The sequence below is a fragment of the Christiangramia sabulilitoris genome (assembly GCF_007050985.1).
In the GTDB taxonomy this organism is placed as follows: domain Bacteria; phylum Bacteroidota; class Bacteroidia; order Flavobacteriales; family Flavobacteriaceae; genus Christiangramia; species Christiangramia sabulilitoris.
Map to the genome: position 1 here is coordinate 177948 of NZ_VHSF01000001.1, position 26403 is coordinate 204350.

General features: G+C 38.1%; 18 protein-coding genes. 5 read left to right on the plus strand and 13 right to left on the minus strand.

Features of this window, described 5'->3' with window-relative positions; translation table 11 throughout:
• Window positions 1-68 precede the first annotated feature (68 nt).
• The 4 genes from FGM01_RS00770 to FGM01_RS00785 all read left to right on the plus strand — a co-directional run bounded on the left by FGM01_RS00770 (window position 69) and on the right by FGM01_RS00785 (window position 4959).
• Window positions 69-2054 carry a PAS domain-containing sensor histidine kinase gene (locus FGM01_RS00770; protein WP_143409215.1) on the plus strand — a complete coding sequence of 662 codons (1986 nt, stop codon included), beginning with the start codon at window positions 69-71 and terminating at the stop codon, window positions 2052-2054.
• 2 nt (window positions 2055-2056) lie between these two features.
• On the plus strand, window positions 2057-2431 hold the full coding sequence (locus FGM01_RS00775; RefSeq protein WP_143409216.1) for a response regulator: 375 nt from the start codon (window positions 2057-2059) through the stop codon (window positions 2429-2431).
• A 112-nt stretch (window positions 2432-2543) separates the two neighbouring features.
• Window positions 2544-3608 (plus strand): chorismate synthase, encoded by a 1065-nt coding sequence (aroC, locus tag FGM01_RS00780; protein ID WP_143409217.1) that lies wholly within the window; start codon window positions 2544-2546, stop codon window positions 3606-3608.
• A gap of 16 nt (window positions 3609-3624) precedes the next feature.
• Window positions 3625-4959 (plus strand): dicarboxylate/amino acid:cation symporter, encoded by a 1335-nt coding sequence (locus FGM01_RS00785; protein WP_143409218.1) that lies wholly within the window; start codon window positions 3625-3627, stop codon window positions 4957-4959.
• Between the two features lie 60 nt (window positions 4960-5019).
• Here FGM01_RS00785 and FGM01_RS00790 read toward each other — a convergent pair whose 3' ends face one another.
• Both FGM01_RS00790 and FGM01_RS00795 read right to left on the minus strand, forming a co-directional pair.
• Window positions 5020-5436 (minus strand): thiol-disulfide oxidoreductase DCC family protein, encoded by a 417-nt coding sequence (locus FGM01_RS00790; RefSeq protein WP_143409219.1) that lies wholly within the window; start codon window positions 5434-5436, stop codon window positions 5020-5022.
• A gap of 3 nt (window positions 5437-5439) precedes the next feature.
• The gene (locus tag FGM01_RS00795) at window positions 5440-7623 is read right to left on the minus strand and encodes an endonuclease MutS2 (protein ID WP_143409220.1); all 2184 of its coding nucleotides are present in this window, start codon (window positions 7621-7623) and stop codon (window positions 5440-5442) included.
• A 47-nt stretch (window positions 7624-7670) separates the two neighbouring features.
• On the opposite strand from FGM01_RS00795, the gene FGM01_RS00800 reads away from it, so the two are divergent.
• Window positions 7671-8336 (plus strand): uracil-DNA glycosylase, encoded by a 666-nt coding sequence (locus FGM01_RS00800; protein ID WP_143409221.1) that lies wholly within the window; start codon window positions 7671-7673, stop codon window positions 8334-8336.
• A 72-nt stretch (window positions 8337-8408) separates the two neighbouring features.
• On the opposite strand, the gene FGM01_RS14640 is transcribed toward FGM01_RS00800, so the two are convergent.
• From FGM01_RS14640 to FGM01_RS00855, 11 genes are all read right to left on the minus strand, one after another.
• Window positions 8409-11495 carry a thrombospondin type 3 repeat-containing protein gene (locus FGM01_RS14640; RefSeq protein WP_143409222.1) on the minus strand — a complete coding sequence of 1029 codons (3087 nt, stop codon included), beginning with the start codon at window positions 11493-11495 and terminating at the stop codon, window positions 8409-8411.
• Between the two features lie 396 nt (window positions 11496-11891).
• The gene (locus tag FGM01_RS00810; RefSeq protein WP_143409223.1) at window positions 11892-12863 is read right to left on the minus strand and encodes a hypothetical protein; all 972 of its coding nucleotides are present in this window, start codon (window positions 12861-12863) and stop codon (window positions 11892-11894) included.
• Between the two features lie 130 nt (window positions 12864-12993).
• On the minus strand, window positions 12994-16899 hold the full coding sequence (locus tag FGM01_RS00815) for a hybrid sensor histidine kinase/response regulator transcription factor (protein ID WP_143409224.1): 3906 nt from the start codon (window positions 16897-16899) through the stop codon (window positions 12994-12996).
• 244 nt (window positions 16900-17143) lie between these two features.
• Window positions 17144-17713, minus strand: a complete 570-nt coding sequence (locus FGM01_RS00820; RefSeq protein ID WP_143409225.1) for a hypothetical protein — start codon at window positions 17711-17713, stop codon at window positions 17144-17146.
• A gap of 211 nt (window positions 17714-17924) precedes the next feature.
• On the minus strand, window positions 17925-19136 hold the full coding sequence (locus FGM01_RS00825) for a ScyD/ScyE family protein (protein WP_143409226.1): 1212 nt from the start codon (window positions 19134-19136) through the stop codon (window positions 17925-17927).
• Window positions 19137-19344: 208 nt separating this feature from the next.
• On the minus strand, window positions 19345-21030 hold the full coding sequence (locus FGM01_RS00830) for a hypothetical protein (RefSeq protein ID WP_143409227.1): 1686 nt from the start codon (window positions 21028-21030) through the stop codon (window positions 19345-19347).
• A gap of 215 nt (window positions 21031-21245) precedes the next feature.
• Complete coding sequence (locus FGM01_RS00835; protein WP_143409228.1) at window positions 21246-22097, minus strand: substrate-binding domain-containing protein; 852 nt, start codon at window positions 22095-22097, stop codon at window positions 21246-21248.
• Complete coding sequence (gene ppk1, locus FGM01_RS00840; RefSeq protein ID WP_143409229.1) at window positions 22094-24145, minus strand: polyphosphate kinase 1; 2052 nt, start codon at window positions 24143-24145, stop codon at window positions 22094-22096. Before ppk1 ends, FGM01_RS00835 begins: the two co-directional genes overlap by 4 nt.
• A 73-nt stretch (window positions 24146-24218) precedes the next feature.
• Complete coding sequence (locus FGM01_RS00845) at window positions 24219-25088, minus strand: nucleoside phosphorylase (RefSeq protein WP_143409230.1); 870 nt, start codon at window positions 25086-25088, stop codon at window positions 24219-24221.
• Between the two features lies 1 nt (window position 25089).
• A complete protein-coding gene (locus FGM01_RS00850; RefSeq protein ID WP_143409231.1) occupies window positions 25090-26019 on the minus strand; it encodes a DUF1835 domain-containing protein in 930 nt (309 codons plus the stop codon).
• Between the two features lie 26 nt (window positions 26020-26045).
• Window positions 26046-26402, minus strand: a complete 357-nt coding sequence (locus FGM01_RS00855) for a translation initiation factor (RefSeq protein ID WP_143409232.1) — start codon at window positions 26400-26402, stop codon at window positions 26046-26048.
• Window position 26403 lies beyond the last annotated feature (1 nt).

Here is a 26403-nt window from a genome sequence, read left to right on the forward strand (position 1 = left end):
TAATACTCTCTAAAAAGGGTGGGGCAGAGATTCCAAAAGTTATAAATTTATCCTGTTAATTTTTAATAATGCAGGTTAGATCAACCCCTGAATCTACAATGGAGCAAACTCAACGTGTAACAGAACTTGAAGAGAAGCTGCTTAGAGCCCGGAATGAGCTCAAAAATCTAAGGCAAACCGTAAATACCCGGAATACCGGCTCTGGAATTTCTCCATCTGGAAAGGAAGAACTTAAAAACTCCATAATTGATAATATTCATTATCCGCTTTTGGTCCTTGATGAGGATCTAAGAGTAGTTTTTGCCAATAAAAAATATTATAAGGAATATGGATCCAAGGTCGAAAAGATCGATGGCGAATTAATATACGATCTGGGAAATGGCCAGTGGAATATTTCTCAGCTTAAGAAAATACTGGAAACAACACTTCTCACAAAATCCAGTATGAACAACTTTGAGTTGAAGTATAAAAACGATGAAGGCCAGGAGCGATATATATGTCTCAATGCATCCGAGATTCACCTGAAAGAATCTCCCGGCAAATATATCATGTTGTCTATCGAAGACCAGACTGAGAAAAAACTGGCAGAAATACGGCTTAAGGAAAGTCAGCATAAATACAAGGAGATGATACATTCTTCTACCTCCCTGATCGCAATTCTCAAAGGTCCGGAAATGATTATTGAAACAGCTAATAAATCTATCAAAAAGGTCTGGGGAAAAGGAGACAATGTGGAAGGTAGATCTCTCTTTGAAGTACTTCCCGAGATCAACGAGCAGGGAATGCCAGAACTTTTTGAAAAAGTTTACAAAACAGGTCAACCATACACGGCAAAAGAACGGCCAATTAAACATGAGGTGAACGGCAAGTTGGTTCCTGGATATTATAATTTCATCTATCAGCCGCAAAGAAATCTGGAAGGAGAAATAGTTGGTGTTTCTGTGATCGCAAATGATGTTACCAAACAGGCTCTCCTAAACCGGAAGATCCGCAAAAGTGAGCGTGAATTTCGTGAGTTGGTCAACTTCATGCCGCATAAAATAAATATGGCAGACCCAGACGGCAATGTTATTTTTTACAATAAAAGCTGGCTGGATTATGCCGGGAAAGAACTGGATGAATTTCTGGCAGAACCATGGCCCCTTATGATACATCCAGACGAAAGAGAGCAGGTGGTAGAAGAGGTTGATCATTGCCTTAAAACCGGATGTGACCTTGAGATGGAGTTGAGAATTGAAGATAAAAATGGGGATTACAAATGGCACTTATGCCGCGCTACTCCCGTAATTGATGATGAAGGGAATATTAATTCCTGGTTAGCTTCAAGTACAGAGATACAAAAATTAAAAGAGGAGGAACAAAGGAAGGAAGATTTCCTTAAACTGGTAAGTCATGAATTAAAAACGCCGGTTACTTCTATCAAGGGCTATGTACAATTACTTTTATCTTCACTGCAGGAACAAGCCTTGAAAGAACTAAATACTCCAGTAAAACCATATTTAAAGAGAATCGAAGGCCAGGTGGAAAGGTTAATTCGTTTAATTTCAGAAATGCTTGATCTTTCCAGGATTGAACAGAATGAACTAGAATTACAAAAAACAGAATTCAACCTTAATGAGCATGTGGAAGAGCTCGTGGAAGATCTTAAGTATTCTAATAAAGATATTGAAATAGAGATACAGAATGATTGTGATTGTGATGTGGTGGCAGATCGTGACCGGATAGGACAGGTGATCATAAATTTTGTTACCAATGCCCTTAAATATACTCCTGATGGTAACCGGGTGGAGATCAGAGTTTTTAATGAAAGTCCCGATAACGTTGCCGTAACCGTAAAAGATTTTGGGATTGGAATCGATGAAAAAGAGCAACAACAGATCTTTAAACGATTTTACAGAGTTTCCGGTAATAAAGATGATACTTACGCTGGTTTTGGAATAGGTCTTTATCTTTCCAGCAAAATCATCGAAAGACATAATGGAAAAATCATGGTAAATAGTGCAATTGGAGAAGGATCTGAATTTACTTTTACCTTACCCATAAATCAAAATTAATAATGGCAAAAATTTTAATTGTAGATGACGACCAGACTATCGGGTTCATGTTAAAGGATATTCTTGAATTCAATGGTCATGAAGTGTTTGTTTCTCAAAAACCCAGAAGGACCAAAGAGAATATTTTAGAATATAAGGTTGATCTTATTTTACTTGATAAACTCATTTCTGGCGTAGATGGCACAGATATTTGCCAGGAGCTTAAAAAAGATGAAGAGGTGGCCGAGGTGCCAATTATTATGATGTCTGCGCTACATAACGTTGGAGATATCTGCAAAGAGGCCGGAGCGGTCGATTTTCTATCGAAGCCATTTGATATGGAAACCCTGAATAATAAAATTAATTCCATCCTTTCTCCCGAACCCGGAACCTCCTGAGTGTAGATCTGAAAATAGCCGGTATTTTGAAAAAAAAATGCGTATTCACATTAAATAGAATTCCATTTTTAAATATGTAGTTAAAAAATTACATTTGTTCAAAATCCTTCTCATGCCCGGAAATTCCTTTGGTAAGATATTTAAATTAACCACGTTTGGCGAATCACATGGAGTGGCCATAGGCGGAATTATCGATGGCTGTCCCGCAGGTCTTGTGATAGATGTTGAAAAAGTCCAGAATGACCTAGACCGAAGAAGACCGGGGCAATCTGCAATTGTGACTCAACGCAAGGAGCCTGATACGGTAGAATTCCTTTCCGGAATTTTTGAAGGTAGATCCACCGGTACACCTATTGGTTTCGTGATCAAAAACGCCAATCAGAAATCCAAAGATTACTCTCATATTAAAGATACTTATCGACCTTCCCACGCAGATTACACCTATGACGAAAAATACGGTGTACGCGATTATCGTGGTGGAGGCAGATCCTCGGCCAGGGAAACTGCCTGTAGGGTAGTAGCTGGCAGTATTGCTAAGCAAATGCTTTCAGGTATTGATTTTAATGCCTTTGTTTCTTCTGTAGGTACATTAGAATTGAAAAAACATTATTCTGAATTGGATTTTTCAGAAATCGAAAATAACCCGGTTCGTTGTCCCGATCCTCAACTTGCAGCTCAAATGGAAGCATATATACGCGAGGTAAGAGCTGAAGGCGATACAGTTGGAGGTGTGGTGCATTGTGTCATTAAAAATGTTCCAAAAGGCCTTGGTGAACCTGTCTTCGATAAACTACATGCAGAATTGGGAAAAGCTATGCTTTCTATTAATGCCGTAAAAGGTTTTGAATATGGCAGCGGCTTTGAAGGAACGAAAATGCGGGGAAGTGAACATAATGATCACTTCAATAAGGACGGAAGTACGAAAACGAATTTAAGCGGAGGAATCCAGGGAGGTATTTCCAACGGTATGGACATCTATTTTAAAGTAGCTTTTAAACCTGTGGCCACCTTAATGCAGAAGCAACAAACTATAAATGCCAGCGGAGAAGAAGTGGAAATGCAGGGCAAAGGAAGACATGATCCCTGCGTGGTTCCCAGAGCAGTTCCTATCGTAGAATCTATGGCAGCCCTGGTCATTGCTGACTTATATCTTCAAAACAAATCTTCAAAAATCTAAATAGAAACACCATAAAATGAAAAAACTTGCACTGCATTGGCAGATTTTATTAGGAATGGCCGGCGGGGTTATTTTTGCCCTGATCATGACTAATTTTAGTTGGGGAGCAGATTTCGTTAGCGATTGGATCAAACCTTTTGGTAACATTTTTATCAATGCTTTAAAATTAATCGCAGTGCCATTGATCCTGGCTTCGCTGATCAAAGGGATATCAGATCTAAAAGATATTTCCAAGCTGTCAAAAATGGGAACCCGTACTATCGTAACTTATATAGCTACTACGGTGATTGCGGTAACTATTGGTCTGGTCATGGTAAACCTGATCGCACCTGGAAAAACAATCTCAGATGAGACCAGAACAGATCTTATTACAAGTTATGAAGGTGATGCCTCGGTTAGAATTTCAGATGCACAAAAACAAAAAGATGCAGGACCTTTGCAGGCACTGGAAGATCTGGTACCAAGTAATATTTTTGGTGCAGCCAGTGATAATGGGAATATGCTACAGGTGATTTTCTTTGCTATTTTCTTCGGAATTGGATTGATCCTGATCCCCGAGAAAACTGCGAAACCGGTAAAGGACTTTTTTGATGGATTCAATGAGGTGATCCTTAAAATGATAGATCTTATCATGTTAACGGCACCCTACGGCGTATTTGCTTTGCTGGCAGCTTTAGTGGTAGAATCACCAAGCACAGATCTGTTTGCCGCACTCGCGCTGTATGCACTTACCGTACTAATAGGTTTAGCCCTTATGATAGGAGTTTACATTTTATTGGTATGGGTTTTTACAAAAAATACACCATCATTCTTTTTAAATGGGATTGGACCTGCACAGTTACTTGCCTTCTCTACAAGTTCCAGTGCGGCTACCTTACCTGTAACTATGGAAAGGGTAGAGGAACATATGGGAGTACATAAGGAAGTGACGAGTTTTGTTTTGCCTATTGGGGCGACTATTAATATGGATGGTACAAGCTTATATCAGGCCGTTGCCGCGGTTTTTATTGCTCAGGCCTTCGGGATGGATCTAAGTATAGGCGCTCAACTGGGGATCATTGCCACAGCAACCCTTGCTTCCATTGGTTCTGCTGCCGTTCCCGGAGCGGGGATGGTAATGCTGGTGATTGTTCTGGCACAGGCAGGCATTCCGGAAGCGGGTCTTGCCCTAATATTTGCTGTGGACAGACCTTTGGATATGTGCAGAACTACCGTTAACGTTACCGGTGATGCAGCTGTTTCTCTAATGGTTGCTAAATCTGTAGATATGATGGGACCTCCTAATGTAAAAAACTGGGATGACGACTATCATCCCGAAACCGAATCTATAGCTGAACCAGAAAAGGTTTAGGCGGCTAAAAGTGATCTTTCTGCTTAAAAATTTATTCCTGGATTATTCTCTGATATGGGCTTAATCCAGGAATTTTGCTTTTAGTTCCGGGGTGGGGATCATGCACTGATCTTTTTTTCCAAACCATTTATACCGGTTATTGGCAATAATATCATAGATCCCATCCCTTATAACTTCAGGCAGAAATAAGAAATTCTTTAAAAGGGAATAACCTCCGGAAAGTTCACGGGAAATTTCCAGTGCCGCGGTAGATTTTTTATAATAAGCAACCCCAGGGTCGATTAGAATTATTGAATCTATTTCTTCGGGATCCATACCTCTTTCTGCTACCAGTTTCTTACCCAAATCGCTCTGTAGAGAAGCAAAACGAAAAACATCCTTTTTATCGTTTTTTATAATTCTTTGTACCGCTTTATTACAAAGATTACATACACCATCAAACAGGACGATCTTCTTATTTTCGGGAATACTGTTCATATTTTATTTTTTTGTAGCCTGTACAAGCTCCAGTTGTTCTAACCCAACTGATGTTGTAAACATACCATAATTTACAATCGCTTTACCTTTTTCAATATTATCAATTGAACCTACAGCTTTTCCATCTTCCAGTCTAACACGGTCACCGATCTTTAATTTTGCCTTAGGCTTGTTAGCTTCCTGTTTTTTTAACTGCTCTTCTTTTTTCTTTACTTCTTTTTTCTTCTCCCTGATAGGCTGGATCTTCTTCTGAACTTCCTGCTTTATCTGTCGTTCTTTTGCTTTCTTTTTCTTTTGTACTCTGGCATCTTCCTTCTTCCTTTTTGAATTTTCTATTTCAACGATCTTAAGCAGCTCACCAATTAGCTCCTTTTTCTTTTTATTGTTGAAATATTTTTCGCTCAGGTCATTTACTTTCTGGCCTAGATAGATCAATCGCTGGTTGGCATCATAAAGTTCCTGGAAATTTTCCAGTTTTTGCTGCACCCTTGAATTGATCTCTTCAAGTTTTTCTTTTTCTGCAGCGGCTTTTTCTTCTTTCGTTTTTAGAGAATCTGTTGTTTTTCTCAAAACAGATCTTTCCTTCTGAAGTTTCGCAATACTCCTGTCGAACCTGATCTTTCCTTTTTCAACTTTCTTTTTTGAGCGGTTGATCAGGCTATAAGGAATGCCATTTTTCTGCGCTACTTCAAAAGTAAATGAGCTACCTGCCTCCCCAACCTGAAGTTTATAGACAGGCTCGAGAGTTTGATTGTCGAACATCATATTGGCATTGCTCATATCTGGCAATTCATTCGCTAATTTCTTCAAATTTGCATAATGAGTGGTAAGTATACCATAGGAACCTTTCTCGTAGAATACCTCCAGGAAGGTTTCAGCTAATGCACCGCCAAGTTCGGGATCACTACCGGTACCAAATTCATCTATGAGAAAGAGAGTCTTGTCATCACATTTCCTCAGGAAATAATTCATATTCTTCAGCCTGTAACTATAGGTGCTCAGGTGGTTTTCGATAGATTGATTATCGCCGATATCGGTGAGTACCTTGTCAAATAAACACATGCGGCTGTATTCATGAACCGGGATTAGAATTCCGCTTTGGATCATGACCTGTAAAAGTCCCACGGTTTTCAGGGTAATACTTTTTCCTCCAGCATTAGGTCCGGAAATAACCATAATACGGTTATCTGGCATTAACTCTATACTTTGAGGATAGGTTTTATCGCCCTTTCTCTTATTACTTAAATAGAGTAGCGGGTGGTAGGCATCCTTTAAATGTAGTTCCCTATCACGGGTTATTTTAGGCAGGATACCATTGATCTTTTCGGCATATTTAGATTTCGCCGATATAACATCCATATCACTTAAAAGGTCCTGGTATGTTATAAGGTCTTCACGGTAAGGCCGGGCAAATTCAGTAAGTTCCTTTAAAATACGTTTTACCTCTTCTTTTTCTTCGTATTCCAGGTTATTCAGTTCCCTGGTGTATCTAAAGGTTGTTTCGGGCTGGATATAAACAATACTCCCGGTTTTGGAATTACCCATGATGCCACCTTTTACCTTTCTTCTATACATCGCCTTTACCGCCAGCACCCTAACATTCTCCACTACACTTTCTTTGATCTCATCGAGATAGCCGGAAGCCAGGTACGAACTAAGAGCAGAATTGAAACTGGAATTTATTTTACCTCTTATGGAATTAATAGAACGCCTTAATTCCTGTAGCAGGGGAGAAGCGTCATCTTTAATTTCCCCATACTTATCAATGATGCTGTCAATTCTATCAGAAAGGCTGGTATTATATTCCAGGTGTGAAACTGTTTCTGATAATGCCGGGTATATTTCCCTGTATTTTCTGAAATATTTCAGATGCGTGTTTACAATCTCTGTGATCGAAGAAATTTTCCGAAATCCGGTGATCTCAATAACTGAACCATCGATCCCTAAAAGTTTAATTTCAGACTGAATAGAATCGAAACCATGATTTGGTATAGGCTGATCCTGGGTTTTAGAATTGAAATATTCATTGGTCTGGTTTAGACCAAAAACCGTCTTATTATAATTTGGATAAGGTTGAATACTTAGAGCTTTTTCTTTTCCCTGACCGGTTATGCACATTTCACTAATTTGTTCACAAACTACCGGAAATTCAAGATCTTCGAGACTCCTGGAACTTATTTTAATCATATCAATTTTTCCCTACTTTTGAGGCTCTGCAAAGTTACTTAATTCTCATGAACGTTAGAATACACGATAGCTGGAAAAAAGCGCTGGAATCTGAATTTGAAGAAGATTACTTTAAAAACCTGATTGAATTTGTAAAACAGGAGTATTCTGAACATAAGTGTTTTCCACCTGCACCACAGATCTTCGCAGCTTTTGATCATTCAAAATTTGAAGATACCAAAGTCGTCATCCTGGGTCAGGATCCATATCACGGCAGTGGTCAGGCCAATGGCCTGTGTTTTTCAGTCAATAATGGTGTTTCCTTTCCTCCATCCTTAAAAAATATTTTCAGGGAAATAGAGAACGATCTGGGAAAACCGGTTCCAATTACCGGAAATCTGGAAAGATGGGCAGACCAGGGCGTATTGCTTTTGAATGCAACTTTAACGGTAAGAGAAGGACAGGCAGGTTCTCATCAGAAAAAAGGCTGGGAAACCTTCACCGATAAGGTCATTAAAACTATTTCAGAAGAAAAAGAAAATGTAGTTTTCATGCTTTGGGGTGGTTACGCACAAAAGAAAGTAAAGCTTATTGATGATTCTAAACATTTGATATTGACCAGTGGTCACCCTTCACCTTTAAGTGCGAATAGAGGTTATTGGTTCGGGAATAAACATTTTAGCAAAGCCAATGATTATCTGCAAAAAACTGGTAAAAAAGCCATCGACTGGTAAAAATAAAAGCTGCCTCAAAACTTATAATTATTTAGTTCTGAAGCAGCTATTTTAATACAATTAATCCACCTACTAATTAACTATGAGCTTTTTAGAAGTCCTATCTACTTCGTTAGCCAACTGAATTATATAGGTTCCTGCAGGCAAAGAAGTATTTAAGGTAATCCTTCCTGACTGGACTGGATCTACTCTTTGTTCATGCAACTGAATTCCAACCATATTGAAAACTTTAATTACTGAAGGCCGGTCAACATTCTCAAGTTGAACATTAACCTGTGAATCTGAAGGATTCGGACTCAAACTAATTTCCATACTTATCTCTTCCGGATATACGATACTGGCTGTATTCACATTATTACACGGACCTTCGCTATCCCCATGGGCCAAATGCCTGCTTAACTGTTTTGAAGAAACACATAAGGTGGTGAACCTACCATTATTCTCATGACAGATCACGATCTTATCTCCCCTGCAGTATGGATTCGGGTCGTTACAATCAGGGATTTTATCATTATCTGTATCGATACTATCATCCAGACCATCACAGACATCTTCACAATCAACCACGCCATCCCCATCTGAATCTATCGAAACTCCAAAGGCATCCACGCTTCCCGGACATGGGGAATTTTTCTCTAGGTCAATACATCCAGGCACATTATCACCGTCCCTGTCACTTGTGTCTTCGCGATTTTCACATCCACAAATTCCAGGATCTGTTTTTTGAGGATTTTGCGGACAGGCATCTAAACAGTCTGGAGTTCCATCGTTATCAGAATCCAGAAGATCGTCTGCCCCGGGACAAATATCCTCTGCATCACAAACAGTATCTCCATCGGCATCAGGACAATCCTCACAGGCATCTCCAATACCATCTCCATTGCTATCTGCCTGGTCAGGATTAGAATTTTCCGGACAGTTATCATTACAATCCAGCACACCATCACCATCGGAATCTATATCAGCTAAACCACAACCGCAGGCTCCTGGGGTAGTTTTATCTGCATCAGATGGACATTCGTCAAGACAATCTGGAGTTCCATCATTATCAGCATCTGCCAGATCATTCCCACCGGGACAAATATCCTCTGCATCACAAACGGTATCTCCATCGGCATCAGGACAATCCTCACAGGCATCTCCTATACCATCACCATTGCTATCTGCCTGGTCAGGATTAGAAGTTCCCGGACAGTTATCATTACAATCTGGTACGTTATCCCCGTCTGAATCTATATCGGCTACACCGCATCCACAAATTCCTGCTTCGGTTTTGTTAGCATCATCCGGGCAACCATCGTTACAATCTGGAGTGCCATCACCGTCTGAATCTGTATCAGCGACACCACAACCACAGGTTCCGGGTTCAGTCTTATTAATATCATTCGGGCAGTTGTCGCAAAAATCTGGAGTTCCATCATTATCAGCATCTGCCAGATCATTTCCTCCGGGGCAGATATCCTCTGCATCACATACGGTATCTCCATCGGCATCAGGACAATCCTCACAGGCATCTCCTATACCATTTCCATTGCTATCTGCCTGGTCAGGATTAGAAGTTCCCGGACAGTTATCATTACAATCTGGTACGTTATCCCCGTCTGAATCTATATCAGCTACACCACAACCACAGGTTCCTGCTTCGGTTTTGTTAGCATCATCCGGACAACTGTCGTTACAATCTGGAGTTCCATCGCCATCTGAATCTGTATCCGCGACACCACAACCACAGGTTCCGGGTTCAGTCTTATTAATATCATTCGGGCAGTTGTCGCAAAAATCTGGAGTTCCATCATTATCAGCATCTGCCAGATCATTTCCTCCGGGGCAGATATCCTCTGCATCACAAACGGTATCTCCATCGGCATCAGGACAATCCTCACAGGCATCTCCTATACCATCTCCATTGCTATCTGCCTGGTCAGGATTAGAAATTCCCGGACAGTTATCATTACAATCTGGTACGTTATCCCCATCTGAATCTGTATCAGCTATACCGCATCCGCAAATTCCGGGTTCAGTCTTATTAATATCATTCGGGCAGTTGTCGCAGAAATCGGGAGTTCCATCGTTATCGGCATCTGCCAGATCATTTCCACCGGGACAAATATCCTCTGCATCACATACGGTATCTCCATCGCCATCAGGACAATTACAGGCTTCGGTGGTAATAAAATCTCGATTTTCGCATATACCACCGGGTCCACTGGCCGCGATAACGACTTCATACTGTCCGCTATCAAAGGGTCCATAAACTCTATTAAAAGTGTCTGTATTACCTCCAATCTCATATGGTATATTCAGAACCTGTTCAGCAGTGGCAGTATTAATAATACTAATTTCAAGTAATGTAAAATTCTGAAGTTCCAGAATATCTACTACTATACCTGAACCCTCAGGACAATAAAAATCACTGGAATCCAGGCTGTATACAAATGGTTGTGTACATTCTGCTGGTTGACAGGTGTCATCTGAAAGCCCATTACAGTTTTCATCAATACCATTCCCACATATTTCCTCGGCCCCGGGATAGATTAAAGCATTAGTGTCGTCACAATCATCACTATTTTGAACATAGCCAGGCCCTAAATCTGTTAAGCAAGAAGTTATAAAGTTTAAAGAACCGAATCCATCGCGATCTGCATCTATATAAAACAGATTTTGTTGAAAACCTTCATCAATGTTTCCATCGCAATTGTTATCTACTCTATCGCAAATTTCTGTTGCTCCAGGGTTCACATTTGGATTATTATCATTGCAATCTACATCTGCAGTATAACCGTCAAAATCTGAATCAATTTCTGAACAGGCAGGAATGACCGAAGTAACAATCTGATCCGGACATTGTATTCCATTAATAGTTCCCAAAAAAACTATTGTATAATCGCCTGGAGCTATATTTTCAAATACAAATACAAAACTATCAACTCCATTTGTTGAGATTCCTTGTGAATCTACTGGAAAACCTAGTTCAGTGGATTCTAATATAACTTCTACTTCATCATAAGATGAAATTTCTAATAATAGAACCTCGAGGGGTATTCCATTTGGACAGCTATCTGTATTGACAATCGGTATAATTTGTACAGGTGTACACTCCTGTGCATTAAAAGACCATGCACAAAGTATAAAAACCAGTGAGAGTATAATATTTTTCATGATTCAATTCTTTAAATGACTAAATATCAGAGCAATATTTGTAGGAAAGAGGTAATCTCACACGATTATCCGGGCTAAAATTAAAAACAGGAGAGAAGGAAAGTTATCGCTGTGCTTTTAATGAATTCAACACATTTATTAAAACCACTTGAATGCCAGATTTCAGAGTCACTTTAAATCACCTTTTTTTAGTTCGATTTGACTGATGACTTTTTGATTTAATGTGATTTTCAAATGATATATTCCCGGTAGCAGATGATCGATACTTATATAAATGCTCTTGGGTTCTTTTTTATTCTCTGATCTGGCATTCATTATGGTTTGATAAGTTTCCACAGGCAAAACTCTATAAAGGGAGTTTAGTAGTTAAACTGTGCCTGTGGAATTTATAAAGTATTATTCTGTTGGTACGCTAAACTCCACCAGCATTCCTTTTCCACTTGCATCAGGAACTTCAGCGATAAAAGCATAATTTCCAGGCTTGAGAACAGTATTTATATAGGCTTTGCTGCCTGCCTGCATATCCTGAACACCACCTAAAAAGGTAAATCCTTCCGGCCCTGGAGATTCAAATTCGCCCGGAGTTGACCATACCATCCATTCTTCCAATGCGCTAAGATTGGCACCAGGATCATCAATTCGCACCAAATTGAAATCATGTCCCAGGAAATGCGAATAAACGCTTTGGTCAACGAAATTCACACCTATAGTATGTTTTCCCGGTCTGATATTTCCGGAAACGATTTCGATGCCGCTGGTACTACTAAGATTGATCTCTATATTAGCCTTTGGTTCTTTTATGCGGGTTTCTTCTGAAGTGACCACTACATCTGTAAGCATTCCTTTGTAAGAATGGAATTCCCCATTTTGGTTTTTTACATAACATTCCATGACATATCTTCCAGGTTCAGCAAAATGAGTGGTCATAGCAGTTTCCCCTCCGGAAACAAAGCCAACTCCACCAGAATACACAACACCAGCAAACCATGCAGGTAAACTTCCAAATGCTGCAAATGCTGCTTCGAAATCTCCTTGTGCGATATAATTCATACCGTCCTGAAATGGCGGGATTATCTCAGCTTCCCAGTCTGCCACGGTTTTACCCTCAGGTAATTTTGCGAAAGTAAAAAAGTGTGTTCCGGGTGTTTGGTTATGATACCTGAAGGTGGTCCAGCCTGAAGGGATTTCTTCCGGTAAATTAAAATTTAAGCCTATGGAATAGACATCTACGATATTCGCATCAGACCTGGCAGAAATATCTGAAACTTCGATATTTTCAGAATTGATTATTTCTGATTCACATGAAATCATAAATAAAGTTACCAGAAGAATCGAAATAGTTTTAAAGAAAAATTTAAGTGTTTTCATAATAAAGAAATTAAGATTATTGATTTGTTAGGTTAACTACTTTTGTGTTTACCCTAAAACTATAATCTTAATACCTTGAAGGATTGCACGTATGTTTCTATGTGTTGCACAGATGTTGCACTACCCGTAATCACTCATTACGCAAGGCGGTAGGAGAGGAGTTGAATTCCTGTTTGAAGGATTTTATGAAGTAAGAAGGAGAATTAAAACCAACTTTATAGGCGATTTCAGATATATTTAAATCTGTTTTATGTAAATAATCTTTTGCGATTTTACATCTGAATGACCTGATAAACTGGGTGGTACTTTTTCCTGTAAGGGCGGTCAATTTTCTATGAAGTTGTGTTCGGCTTATTCCCAATTTTTCAGATAAACTCGCGGCAGTGAGCGAAGTATCTGTTAAATGCACTTCAAGGGTAGTATAAATCTTCTTAAGGAATTCATGATCTACATTGGAGCAGGGTATCTCCTGAAATTTATAAGTTTCGGAAAATTTTTCCTGCAACCTTTTTTGTAATTCAAGAAGATTGAAAACTTTCAATTTCAATGCAGTTTCGCTGAATGGCTTGGTGATATAATCGTCTGCCCCTGATTTAAGACCTTCAATTTCATTAAAGTTTCCCGATTTTGCGGTAAGCAGGATCACCGGAATATGGCTGGTTAACTCATGGGATTTTATCTTATGGGTCATTTCAATTCCATCCATTTCAGGCATCATCACATCACTAATAATTACATCTGGAATATATTTTCTGCTTTTTTCAATTCCCTCAATTCCGTTCGTAGCAGTTTTTAATAGATAATCCTCCTTAAAAATAGATTTTATGAACTTCAAAACATCCCTGTTATCTTCCACCACTAACAAAACCGGCTTATTTTCTAAACCATTTTTTGAAGTTTCTATTTTCGAATTAAAGGATTTCTTTAAATTATCCTTTTCTACCTCCACTAATTCCGAAGGATGGTAGGCCTCCAGATTTACAGGTAACGTAACCGTAAACTGTATTTGATCCTGATTAAGAAGGTTGGCTACAATAGTTCCATGAGACAGAAAACATAATTCCTTCACCAAGGCAAGACCGATACCTGACCCAGGGTTTTGAGTATTTCCCTGATAATACCTTTTAAACAATTTAGGTAGATCCTCAGGACTTAGATCAACACCATTATTTACCACATTGATGACCAATGAATTTGCTGAAGTTTGAATATCACATATTATTTCCCCATTCTCGGGAGTATATTTAATGGCATTTGCCAGTAAGTTAGTAATAACCTTTTCCAATATTTCCGTATCTATCCATACTTTTTCTTTAACTGAAATTTCAGATCTAAGTAATATGTTTTTTTCTTCGGCCTGATATTTAAAAAGGGAAATTAACTGCGATAATAATGGTTTTATCGGCTGATTTTTCACCGATATTTTTAAGTTTCCGGTTTCGAGTTTCGAAAGATCCAGCAGTTGATCCACCAGGCTTAAGAGTCGGTCTGAATTTCGCTGAATAAGTTTCAAATTTTCCTTATGTTCCGGATCTAATCCTTCCTTGCTCAATTGCCTCGTTACCGGCCCGCTGATAAGGGTTAACGGAGTTCTGAATTCATGTGAAACATTGGTATAAAGCCTGTTTTTCAGGACATCGAGTTCCTTTAACCTTTCGGCTTCTTTGTGTTCTGCTTCTAATTCTGCCTTTAAAAGCCATCTTGCTTTTAAATACCGGTATATACCGGTTGAAATAAACACTGCCAGAATTATGTATATGATCCAGGCCAGGTTAGTGCCATACCATGGTTTTAGTATAATGAAACTAAAAGTAGCCGGGCTTTGGTCCCAAACCCCATCGTGGTTACTCGAAATAACCTGGAATTCATAGTCACCTGGAGGAAGATTGGTATATCTAACCGAATTATCAATCCCGCCGGAAGACCAGTTATTGTCATATCCGGTTAATCTATATCTATATTCGTTTTTTTCAGGATGAGAAAAATGTAAACTATTAAATTCAAAAGAAAAGGTGTTGTTTGAATGCTTAAAGCTTTTATCCCTATTATCTCCTAATGCTTCTGAAAACAAGTAAACCTGGGATATCACAGTTTCTGGCGGAAATGGATTTTTTTTGATATCATCCGGATGAAACCAGTTAATACCTTTCTCTCCTCCAAAAAAAAGAATGCCACTTTTGAAATCCTTAATACGGGCTTTTGAATTAAATTCCAGCGATTGTAACCCATCAGAAATATCAAAACTTTCTACCTCAGAGGATTTTGGATTAAACCGAATTAAACCTCTACTGGTGCCCATCCATAAAAAATCATTTCCCGGTAAAATGGAATAAATGGTATTCTCTAAAAATCCATTTTTTTTATTGTAGAAAACCTGTTTGTTATTGGCGGGATTATAATAGATGAGACCACTCGTACCTGTAGTTAACCAGATAGAATCATTTTTGGCTATGTAAATATCGGTGATCACGTCATTCCTGCCAATATCAGGATGATAAGTGGTTTTTCCGGTATCTATATTATAACTGATTAATCCTTCGTTAAAGGTTCCAAACCAGAGATTTTTTTGCTTATCCTCAGCAATGGAGAACACAAAATTTTCGGAAACATCAGTCGGTTTATCAACTAATTCCTTCCATGAAATAATTTCAGAGTCTTTATATAGAAGCATTTCTTTGGTCGTAAGAAACCAGATAGCACCGTTGGAATCCTGATAGATATCCTTTACAGTACCAGCTTCCTGAAATTTTGGGTTTGAAGTTAGATCCAGATCGCGAAAATTACCGGCTCTATCTACAATCTGAATTTTTTCGTCAAGATTGTATAACCACATTTCACCATTGATATTTTTCACAAGAAATGTGCGATCTGTCAATAGTTCCGAATTCTTACTGGTATAATGCTGATAGGTAGCATTTTTAAGGTCAAGTTTCAGAACACCATTCATTAAAGTTCCTAACCATACATTACCTTCATCATCTAAATCTATGGATCTTATAATAGAAATATCAGTCTCTTCCAGTTCGTTTGAAGTAAGCCGATTAAATTTTAAAAGATACTCATCAAAAAAGCTCGCGCCATTAACGGTTGAAATCCAGATCCTTTTATGCCTGTCCTCGTAAATGGAGTGCACGACATTGTTGGCAATAGAGTACTGGTTATCAGGATCAGATATTAAATGCCGTATTGTTTCTTTCTCAAAATCAATCTGAAAGACTCCCTCTCCAAAGGTGGCAACCCACAAACGGTCCCGACTATCAAAGAATAGGTAGCTTATATACAGGTCATTTCTAAACCTGTTATTTTTAAAACCCTTAAAAATATTGAATCTTTGAAGTTGGTCATCAAAACTTAATAAACCCATTTTTTTTGTTCCCAACCATAATCCATGTTTTTCAGAAGAATTAAGCATAGTGTATAAAGAATCGATGCCAGGTGGGGTAATCAACGGTTTCAGATCATTATTTTGAGGTAATTCATAGACTCCGTGATAGGTGTTCGTATAAATTCGGCCATCATATTCCGTGATAGATTGAAAGTCTTCTTTTCGAAATTGTTCTGAAATTATGTGGAGCGTATCTTTTTTCGAAGGTTTAATATTATAAATACCATTTCCTGAAGTACCTATAAAAATGACTCCACCAGATGTTTCAGCGACACTTTTTGGTCTTTTTATATTCTTGAGGCTAACGATGGAATCTTTTTCAAAGTTGAATCTGGCCAATTCATTATCGCTTGAGAGGATCCATAGGTTACCACTGCTATCTGTAAAAAGTTTCTGGTCACGAATAAACATATCTGCAGTACTCCGCAGAGATTTCTCATATAGTGAAAAAGTTTCACCATTATATTTATTTATTCCACTTGCATTAGCAAACCATAAATAACCAGTACTATCCTGGACAATAAAATCTACCTCATTTTGAGACAGACCGTCTTGAGAATTTAATGTGTTAAAATAGATTCTATCAGAACCAACTTGCCCGTATAGGAAAACGGGTAAAAAAGCTAAAAGGTATAATATAGATTTATACACCAAAAAAGATTTGATATAGTTAATTAGTTAAAGGTCAATTAAATATAATCAAAAAAGCACTGTGAATCTAAACCGGAAATTTATAATATGATGAGTTGAGCTAACCAATTAAAATTTGTAAAAACCTGAATAAGCTGCCTTAAATTCAGAATTATCTACAACCTATTCGTAAGGCTAATGAATACATGTAAAAAAGAAAGCCGGCAAAATCATTTGCCGGCTTTCATAATAAGGTGATCTTACTTTAAAACCTGTATCCAAGATTTACCATAAACTGGCCAACTATGGTGGGTGAGTTATCACTGAGTAAATTTCTGCCTATACCTGCATTCAGATCCAGAAGGAAACCGCCCTGGGATACAAATTTACCTCCCAGACCAAATCCGATAGCAAAATCGGTGTAATTTTCGGTTTCATATACATATTCCCCAGATGGTTCACTGAAGTAATAATCGATATCATATTCCCCATTGGAAAGCATCCCGAATCCATTCACATAAAAGCCACGGGCATATGTAGAACTAAAGAAATGTTTATACTTTCCTGTTAAAGATGTATTTTTAAAAAATCCATCACCGTAGTAATCATCATTATTAGGATATAGATATCCCTCGATAGCCCAAGTAGAATTTTCGTCTATCACTCTTTCGTAGGCAATATCGATGATACCAAAGGCCACAAGATTAAATGCATTTATACTTAATTCATTTTTATTGATGTCTCTGCTATCGGGAACAGATTCTTCAGTAGTTTCCTGAGCATTAGACAAAGAAGTTGCGAAAAGCAGGATACCTGCCAGAAATAGGTTTTTCATTGATTTGGTTAGAATTTATTGAAATCGAAAGTAGAACTTTTTTCCTATTATCTCCAACCGTAATAAAGGATATGTTTGAATAATTGATTTAAAAATCTATAGCATCAAAAATATTTAAGGATTGGTAAGTGGCTAATACCTTATTTTTCAAAATATTGCATAATAAAGACCGGTATGTTTACCGGTCCTTATTATAAAAAAGAAAATTCCATTAATTATCAAGTATTCTAACGATAGCAGATTCGCCTATAAACAGTTTATTTTCTAATAACCAGAGATTACCTTTTTTATCAAAGGTTATTGCGCCTGGGTAGACCAATCCTGTGGCTACTTCTTTTTCCATTTCACCACTATCAGTATTATACGCCTTGACAGAACCACCTCCCCATGGGATACTTGGAACTACAGAAGACAACCAACTGTTCGCATCAAACTCGACTACGTATAATAGCCCGTCCGGTCCAATTTCTAAATCAATAACTGAAGTTAATCCTTCAATTAGCAAATTGCATTCTGAAGATCCATCAATTTCAGAACAGACCAGGTTTTTTGCCTCTGCAGGCATTTTCCATACCCTTGAAAGACCAATAGGAAGTCCGCCAGCTGTTCCACCGGTAAGCTCTCCAACATAAACATAACCATCATCTCCAATAGCAACAGAGGTCGGTACGGGTTGGACATAACAGGTAATATCCTCTGAGCCGTCACTAGTTTCAAATAATTGCATCCACTCTCCATCAGAATTTAATGGCGGAGTTAGAATAGCTTTCCAATCTACATTGCCATCAGTGGTTGCCTGTAACAAGGTATTCCCGGCAGCATCAGCAACTAGTACTGTTTCTCCATCAAATGCTGAAACTTTATAAGGGTTGTTCTGTGGACCGGCCGTAAAAACGAGACCTCCATTGTCATCAAACTCTTCCTCGCATTGTTGATTTTTCCATTGAAGTCCTTCGAAGGCATCCGGATCCCTTTCTCTTTCAAATTTAGCCAGATCTGCTACCATTCTCACTTTCCCATTGGATGCCCTGTACAATTCTCCATTAATAGCGAGGTCTGTACCTCCAGTTGTGAAGAACGCATTTCCTGTACCAATAGATTCTATTCCCTGAATATCTGTTTCTGTATTCAAATCTATCATTTTCTTTAACTGTCCATTTTTGATGAGCTGAATACTACGGTTCCCAGAAAATTCATTTACTCCTACCATCACACTACCATCTGGCGTAGCCGAAATATCAAAAACAATGGCCCCCGGGAACTCGAATGGACCGGAATTGTGATTTTCCATTTTGAGGTCTTTAACGCTTTCTGTTACTGTGTTGCTTTCAGTTTCACACGCTACGAGACCAATTAATAAAATATTAAGTAAGATTAGCCAGCTTAATTTGAGGCTGATTGGTGGTTGTTTGAAATTTTTCATAATAAATGATTTTAATTGAACTATTAATAAATAATATTCCAAGATGATGTTTAGAATCGTGAATTTTGGAAATCCTGATCTCAAATAGGCATAAGGGTTCCAGAACTTTTAAAGCTTTGCTGGGCATGAAGAAGTGGGGTGATTTGAATGAATTGCAGGAATCTTGTACTCGTCTATTTTGAAAAATTTTTATTTGACAACCATTTTATTAATTTTTACTCTGTTTAAGCTGCCCCATAAAACTCAGATTCTGATATTCATTTTTATTTATCGAGGTTTTTACCTGGTTCAAGGACTGTGCGGTTAAGATTAAATTATTCTTGGATTTCTTCTTGTCGGTATAATGCATCTCAGTTATTAATCCCTCCGAAAATTGTTTGACCAGCCTTGGGTCTATATTTGGCATATTCATATTCTTAGCCCCGGAAAAATTAAACAGGTTGGTCATTTCTATTGGTGCCTGGGTGGTATGATAAACCTGTACTATATATTTATCATTTTCCATTTCAGTTCCTTTACTGTTATAACCCATGATAGTTTTATCTGGTAGTTCTCTTATTTCAAAATCGCCAACATCACTTAAATCACCATTATTATCCGGTTTTTGCATAGGATGTATCTGGAGGAATTTGCTGCCTCCAGATTCTACGAACATTAACAAAGCATTGATATCAAGATCAAATATCATCGTAGCTTCATCAAGTCCGCCAGATTTTGGATTCTCTACCTTGACCCCCTGATAATTAGTATTTTTCTTTAGAAGGAAAACAAGATCAAGCGGATCTTGTTTTTGATTGACCATCTCCATTTTTAAGCGATATTCCCAATCAAAGTTATAGGTTGCCGGCAAATCCTCTGTACCGAGATCACTATTCTTAAGATTGTCTGTCATTTTATCCATACTCTTATGAGACATGCCATCGGAATCTACCGGCTCGCTGCTGTTATTGTTTCCAGAAGTTCCAGAAATAACCCCTGGGGGTGTTGCATCTGCACCGGTCATGAATAGATCCTGAAATGGCATTTTTACTTCCTTGGCGTCGGGAAGGCTAACCGTCACCGGCTCGTACGAAAATTTATAGCTTCCATCACCCTGTGCCTGCTGAGTATTGACATTTGCATAGATCTCAGATAATCGTCCCTGATCATCAAAAAGAACCCAGGATCCTTTATATTCAGGATCTGTATATAGAAATTTAGGACAGGTACCGCCGCCATTAGGACAAGGGACTGTTGTTTTCTCATAGTCTTCTGAACGAAAATGCTCAGGTTTATAAATAAAAGCCCATTCCACGATCTGGAAGGTATTCATGTTTAATCCCTGTTCTTTAAATTTTTTCGATGTTTCCAGGGTTGGTCCGGCCGGAAGTTTTAGCATACCCATAGACATCATAGGCATCATGAAAGACATGGCATCAGAGCGCATTAACCCGGTTTTCTCCCAACGATTATTAGATTTGTTATAACCATATTGAAAACCTTCGCTATCTATAAAAATTGGGTCCTCACTTTTTGGAGATGTCCCGCGAGCAGCGATAGCATCGCTGTCAAAATAATAGACACTGCCATCTCCTTTACTGTCTGAAGTTCGTACCACCACATCAGCTGTATAAAAAGACTGCTTGGCTTCAGTGTTTTTTAACTTTGCTTCATTCTTACCTTCTGTGAATTTTTCCGCGCTGTCTCCCTGGTCATTCCCGGTTTTTTCAGAGGTTCCAGAAATTCCGTCTATAGAGCCTTCAACTGTTTTTTCAGTGGCTTCTTCGGTTTTCTTCAGCAAGACCTTCTCAGTGGTTTTTTCAACTTTTTTCTTAAGTTTTTTTAAAATCTGAGCTTCCGCAGGTATAGTTGCGATCAATAAAATTATAATCGTGAGGATAAATCTTGTTTTCATGATATCTGCTTTTTTAGATCCAAAATAAATGGCATAAGCAGTTAGGCTGAAAAGCCAGGTAGAAGGGTGAAAACTGTGGGGGTGGATGGGAAATTAAAACTTTAAAAAAACGCGACCCATCTGATTATGAGCTAAATGCAAAGATACAAAGTAAATATTTCAATTTTATAGATTTGAATATCATTTAACTGCAGAATTTTCATTTGAATCTAAGATCAAAGCTTGAATGTTAATTCTTCTGAATTCAATTTTTTATCTATAAGGTCCAGAACAAAGAGGCTATTCTGAACATTCTCAAGGTCTTCATCGCTTATCTGTTCCTGGCTCCACCTGGTAAGATCCAGCCATTTTCTAATATCCTCTAGTTTTTGGCCGTATCTTTCAGAAAGCAGAATATCAACGTTCTTTTGAATTTTGAAATCTTTCGTCTCATCATTCAAAACTTCCAACATTGTTTTTAATGCTTCAGGATCATTTTTTATAATATCGTTTGTAGCTGCGATAACGAAACAAGGCCATGGAGTAGGGCAGTCGGCTACCAGTCTAAAAGTATGATTGTCTACCAAAGGCTTGGTGGTAAAATGCTCCCACATAAAGTATTGTGCCTTATCGTTTTTAAGTGCCTTGATCGCGCCTTCCAGGTTGTTGACTATCTGGAATTCCAGCATTTTTAAATCCCAGTTCTTATGCTGAGCATTCACATAGGCCATTAAATGTGAACCGCTACCTTCCCGGCTAATTGCTGCTTTGGTCCCTTCAAGGTCCTGCACATTTTTATATGGCGATCGTGCATCTACATGAATACCCCAAATAAGAGGACTGGCAATATAGGTTTGAATAATTTTACTTTGATTTCCATTGATAATATCCCGAATCACACCTTCAGTTAGGATCACCGCTATATCGATCTCTCCAGCTCTCAGGGCTTTACACATGGCTCCAGTACCTTCAGGAAAATCTTTCCAGATAACATTTATTCCTTTTGCTTCAAACTTTCCATTCTCTAAGCATAGATGCCAGGGCAGATTAAAGTGTTCCGGAACTCCACCAACTTTGATCGTTTTCATATCGAATGTTTTTCTTTTAAATAATTGTAGATCTCATACTGGGATCGGATACTTTTTTCACCTTTTTTCTTGTGGACATAAGTATTGGATTCTTCGGCATCCTGTATCCTGGCTTTTACATTATCGTTTAGCTGAATGTTAAGAATATCCTTGAATTCTCTTTTTATATCTTCATCAAGAATAGGTGAAATCACCTCGATCCTTCGGTCAAGGTTCCTGTTCATCCAGTCTGCACTTCCAAAAAACATCAATTCATCTCCGCCATTCTCAAAATGATAGATCCTGCCGTGCTCCAGAAAACGGTCTATAACGCTGGTGATATAAATATTTTCACTTAAATCTTTTACCCCGGGAATCAAACAAGTAAAACCGCGTATCAACAACCTGATCTTTACCCCGGCCTTACTCGCCTTGTATAGAAGTTCAATCATTTCCTCGTCCTCCAGACTATTCATTTTGGCAGTGATGGCAGCCTTTTTCCCTTCCCGGGCATTTTCGATCTCATTATAAATCAATTTCAGGAATTCCTGCCTGGTTGAAAAGGGGGAGATAAGAAGATTTTTTTCCCGTGGAATAATAAGTTCTCCTTCTAAAACCTTGAAAAGTCTTTGCAATTCTTTCGTAATATGATTGTTGGCCGTAAAAACAGCATGATCACAATATATCTTGGAAGTATCACTATTAAAGTTTCCGGTTCCAATGTAGGCATAGCGCATACTTGTATCACCTTCCTGCCGGCAAATTAGCATGATCTTGGAATGTACTTTAACCTTGGGGAAACTGTAAATTACATTGGCTCCTTTTTCTTCAAATTTTCGGCCCCAGCTTATATTATTCTCTTCATCAAAACGAGCCTTGGCTTCCACAAAAACAGTTACTTTTTTACCGTTTTCTAGGGCTTTCATCAGGGAATTAGTAAGATGAGACTCATCTGCAACCCGGTAGAGGGAGATGCTTATATCTGTAACATACTCATCTTCTGCTGCTATTGCTACAAACTTTTCCACATATGAAAAAGACATATATGGAAAATGTAAGGACTGATCTTTCTGGGCGATCTCTTTAAAATAATCCTCACTTTTCTCTAAAACTGAATGTTTTAGAGGTTTTAGATTCTTATAATGCAGCTTTTTATTTTTGGTTGGATCTGGAAAGGTGAAAAAGTCTTTAAAATTATGATATTGCCCTCCTGGCATCATATCTATTTTTCCCAGTTTCAGCAATTTCCTGATCTTTTTCTGTACCTCTGTAGGCATTTTTGCGTCATAGAGTAGGCGTGTGGGCTGTCCATCTGTACGCTGTTTGAGCGATTCATAGATCTTTTCTGCGAGGATGCCTTCATAAATGTCATCTATATATAATTCGGCATCACGGGAAAGTTTTATTTCATAAATCCCAGTAATCTTATGCTCCGGAAAGATCTTATATGCTTCAAATCTAATTATTTCATCCAGGTAGGTGATCTCATGTTTATCCCTGATATCCAGATTTACGAATCTACCGCATTCCTCAACCGGAATATTTAAAACAGCAAGTTTATCTTCATTTTCGAAAGTGACCAGAAAATAAAGAATAGAGTTTTCCAGGAAAAGTTCATTTTCCTGTTTTAGATTAAGCATTACCGGCTTTAAATGTTTCTCTACCTTAGTCCTGAAAAAAGTGCTGATGAATTTCTTGTGTTCACTTTTGAAATGCTCCGCATTCAAAATATGAATCCCATTCGCGGCAAGTTCCGGAATAATTTCATTTTTATAAATATGTCCGAATTGATCCTGTTGCATTTTGACCTCCTCTATGATCTGCTTGGTAATTTTTGAAGGTCTTAAAGCAAGCTTCTTGCGGATGCTTTTTTTAACACGTTTCATCTGCCGGAGCTGTGAAACCCTTACCCGGAAATATTCATCCAGATTAGAAGAGAAAATTGCCAGAAATTTGATCCTTTCGTAAAGTGGATTTAATTTATCTGTGGCCTCCTGAAGAACCCTTTCATTAAAACTTAACCAGTTCAGATCACGATGTCTGAAATGATCATTATTAGGTTGCTGCATGGATTGTAAATTGTTTTCCCAAAAATACAAAGTACCCCATGCTTTGCTTTTAATATATTGTTAAATAAGAAGTCTAGGAAACCAGCTTATCCAGCGTATAAATGATCATTTCGTTCATTAGCACATCTGCATTCTCAGCGAATTCCCCAGTGGCACGGTTAGCCACTACAAGATTAATGGAAGCTGCGTTATGACCTAACAGCTTAGACATCCCGTAAATCCCTGAAGTTTCCATTTCAAGATTGGTAATGAAGAGATCATTATGTTTGAAAGCAGCGATCTTATCATTCAATTCAGGGTCTGGCAATTCCAGCCTTAGAACCCTGCCCTGGGGGCCATAAAAACCAATATTAGTTCCTGTAAATCCTGGAATCGTTTTAGCTGACCTTAGTTTTTTGAGAATATTCTCACCTCCTTTAACAACGTAAGGCGTCGCTTTTTTGGGCGACCAGTCTGTTTGACGTACAAAAGCTTCGGCTATATCTGTTTCCAAGATATCATCAGATTTATAATAATACATCAATCCATCAAAACCTAAGGCCATTTCACTAAGAACAAAACTACCCGTTGGAATACTTTTATGTAAAGAACCGGTAGTACCAATTCGCACGATATTCAGACTTTTTTGCTCTTTCTTTTCTTTTTTAGCCTTGAGATCTATGTTTACCAGAAGATCCAGTTCTGTTAGAGCAATATCGATATTATCTGTTCCCATTCCAGTCGACATGACCGTAATACGGGTGCCTTTATAAGTTCCGGTATGAGTGCAAAATTCCCTTTTATGTTTTCTAACTTTTATATTGTCAAAATGTTCACTAATAAGGGGAACGCGATCCGGATCTCCAACCGTGATCACAATATTTGCCAGATCTTCTGGTAAAAGTCCAAGATGATAAACAGACCCATCCTTATTAAGGATAAGTGTAGAAGCATGTAAAGTCATTCTATAATTTTAATAAACGGTGAGATTCAGATTCGTAGAGAAAATCATATTTATTGGCCCCGCCAAAACAATCCTCATTCTTAAGATCTCTGTAATAATTTTTCTTATTAGCAAGTACCAGTTCTCCCTTTTCGGTAAGGATCAATTCCTCACCGTTATCCTTATAAAAAATAGCGAGATTATCAAGTAGTCGCTGCATTTGGGTGTCACTGTAGCCATAGTAACCCTGGTATTGAAGAGCGTAGCCAAGGAGATGATTTCGATTTTTTATAGTATGATTCTCTATTATTTTGAGAATATTTCTTTCAAGAGTATTGATCCCGGTAATACTGTTAGGAAATCTCTCTATATGAGCCCTTATGCAGGATGATAAATACTCGAAGTTTGTAGACATTTTAATAAGTGGCTTAAGCTTCAAAGGATTATTTCCACAATATAATTCCCAGATTAAAAGAGCGGTTTCAATATCGTCTGTATTTAATTCGATTCGGTTTTTATAGTGATTATGAAGTTCATTTTTGTTCAGCTGGGATAGAGGTTGAAATTCTTTTTCACCTTCCAGCTTCTTGCTGCATACCAGGGAAATTGGTTTAGTACGGTCTGTTTCAGCAATTAGATTGATCGCCGCCAGCATGTTTATATGACAAAAAAGATCAAATTCAAACCAAAGAATGAACCTGTCGAATTTCTTAAGGTTTTTAAGCTTTTTAATCTCCTCGATAAATCGCTCTTCATAATTTTCTGCAGTGATATCGTAAGTGGTGCGGAGAAATTTTTTCCGAATCTTAAAGAATTCAGAATTAATATCTTTTATGGTTGGACCTTCACAAAGTAATTCTCTCCAAACAACGACCTTCCCGGGCAAATCCAATTCCTGCATCTGCTCAGCCAGACTATCCCCATTTACTATGTGTAAGGTTTTATTATCCATTGATTATATTAAAGAAGCGTGTTAGATTAACCTCCAACACGCTTTACATTATATCCTTCTTTCTTGAGAATTTGCATTATTTTTTCACGATCATCACCCTGAATAATAATTTCACCATCTTTTGTAGATCCACCAACACCGCACTTCTTCTTAAGCATTTTACCCAAAAGAATAAGCTCCTCTTCAGGACCTGTAAAACCTTTGATGATAGTAACGGTTTTACCACCGCGACCTTTGTTGCTGAAATGAGCTTCCAGGTTCTGATCTTCGGGTTTTAAATCTTCCTGATCTTCAGAATCTCCAAAAACAGATTCTTCAAAATCATCATTAGTAGAAAAAACAAAACCTCCAAGATCTTCCAGACCTAATTTTTTCTTTGCCATA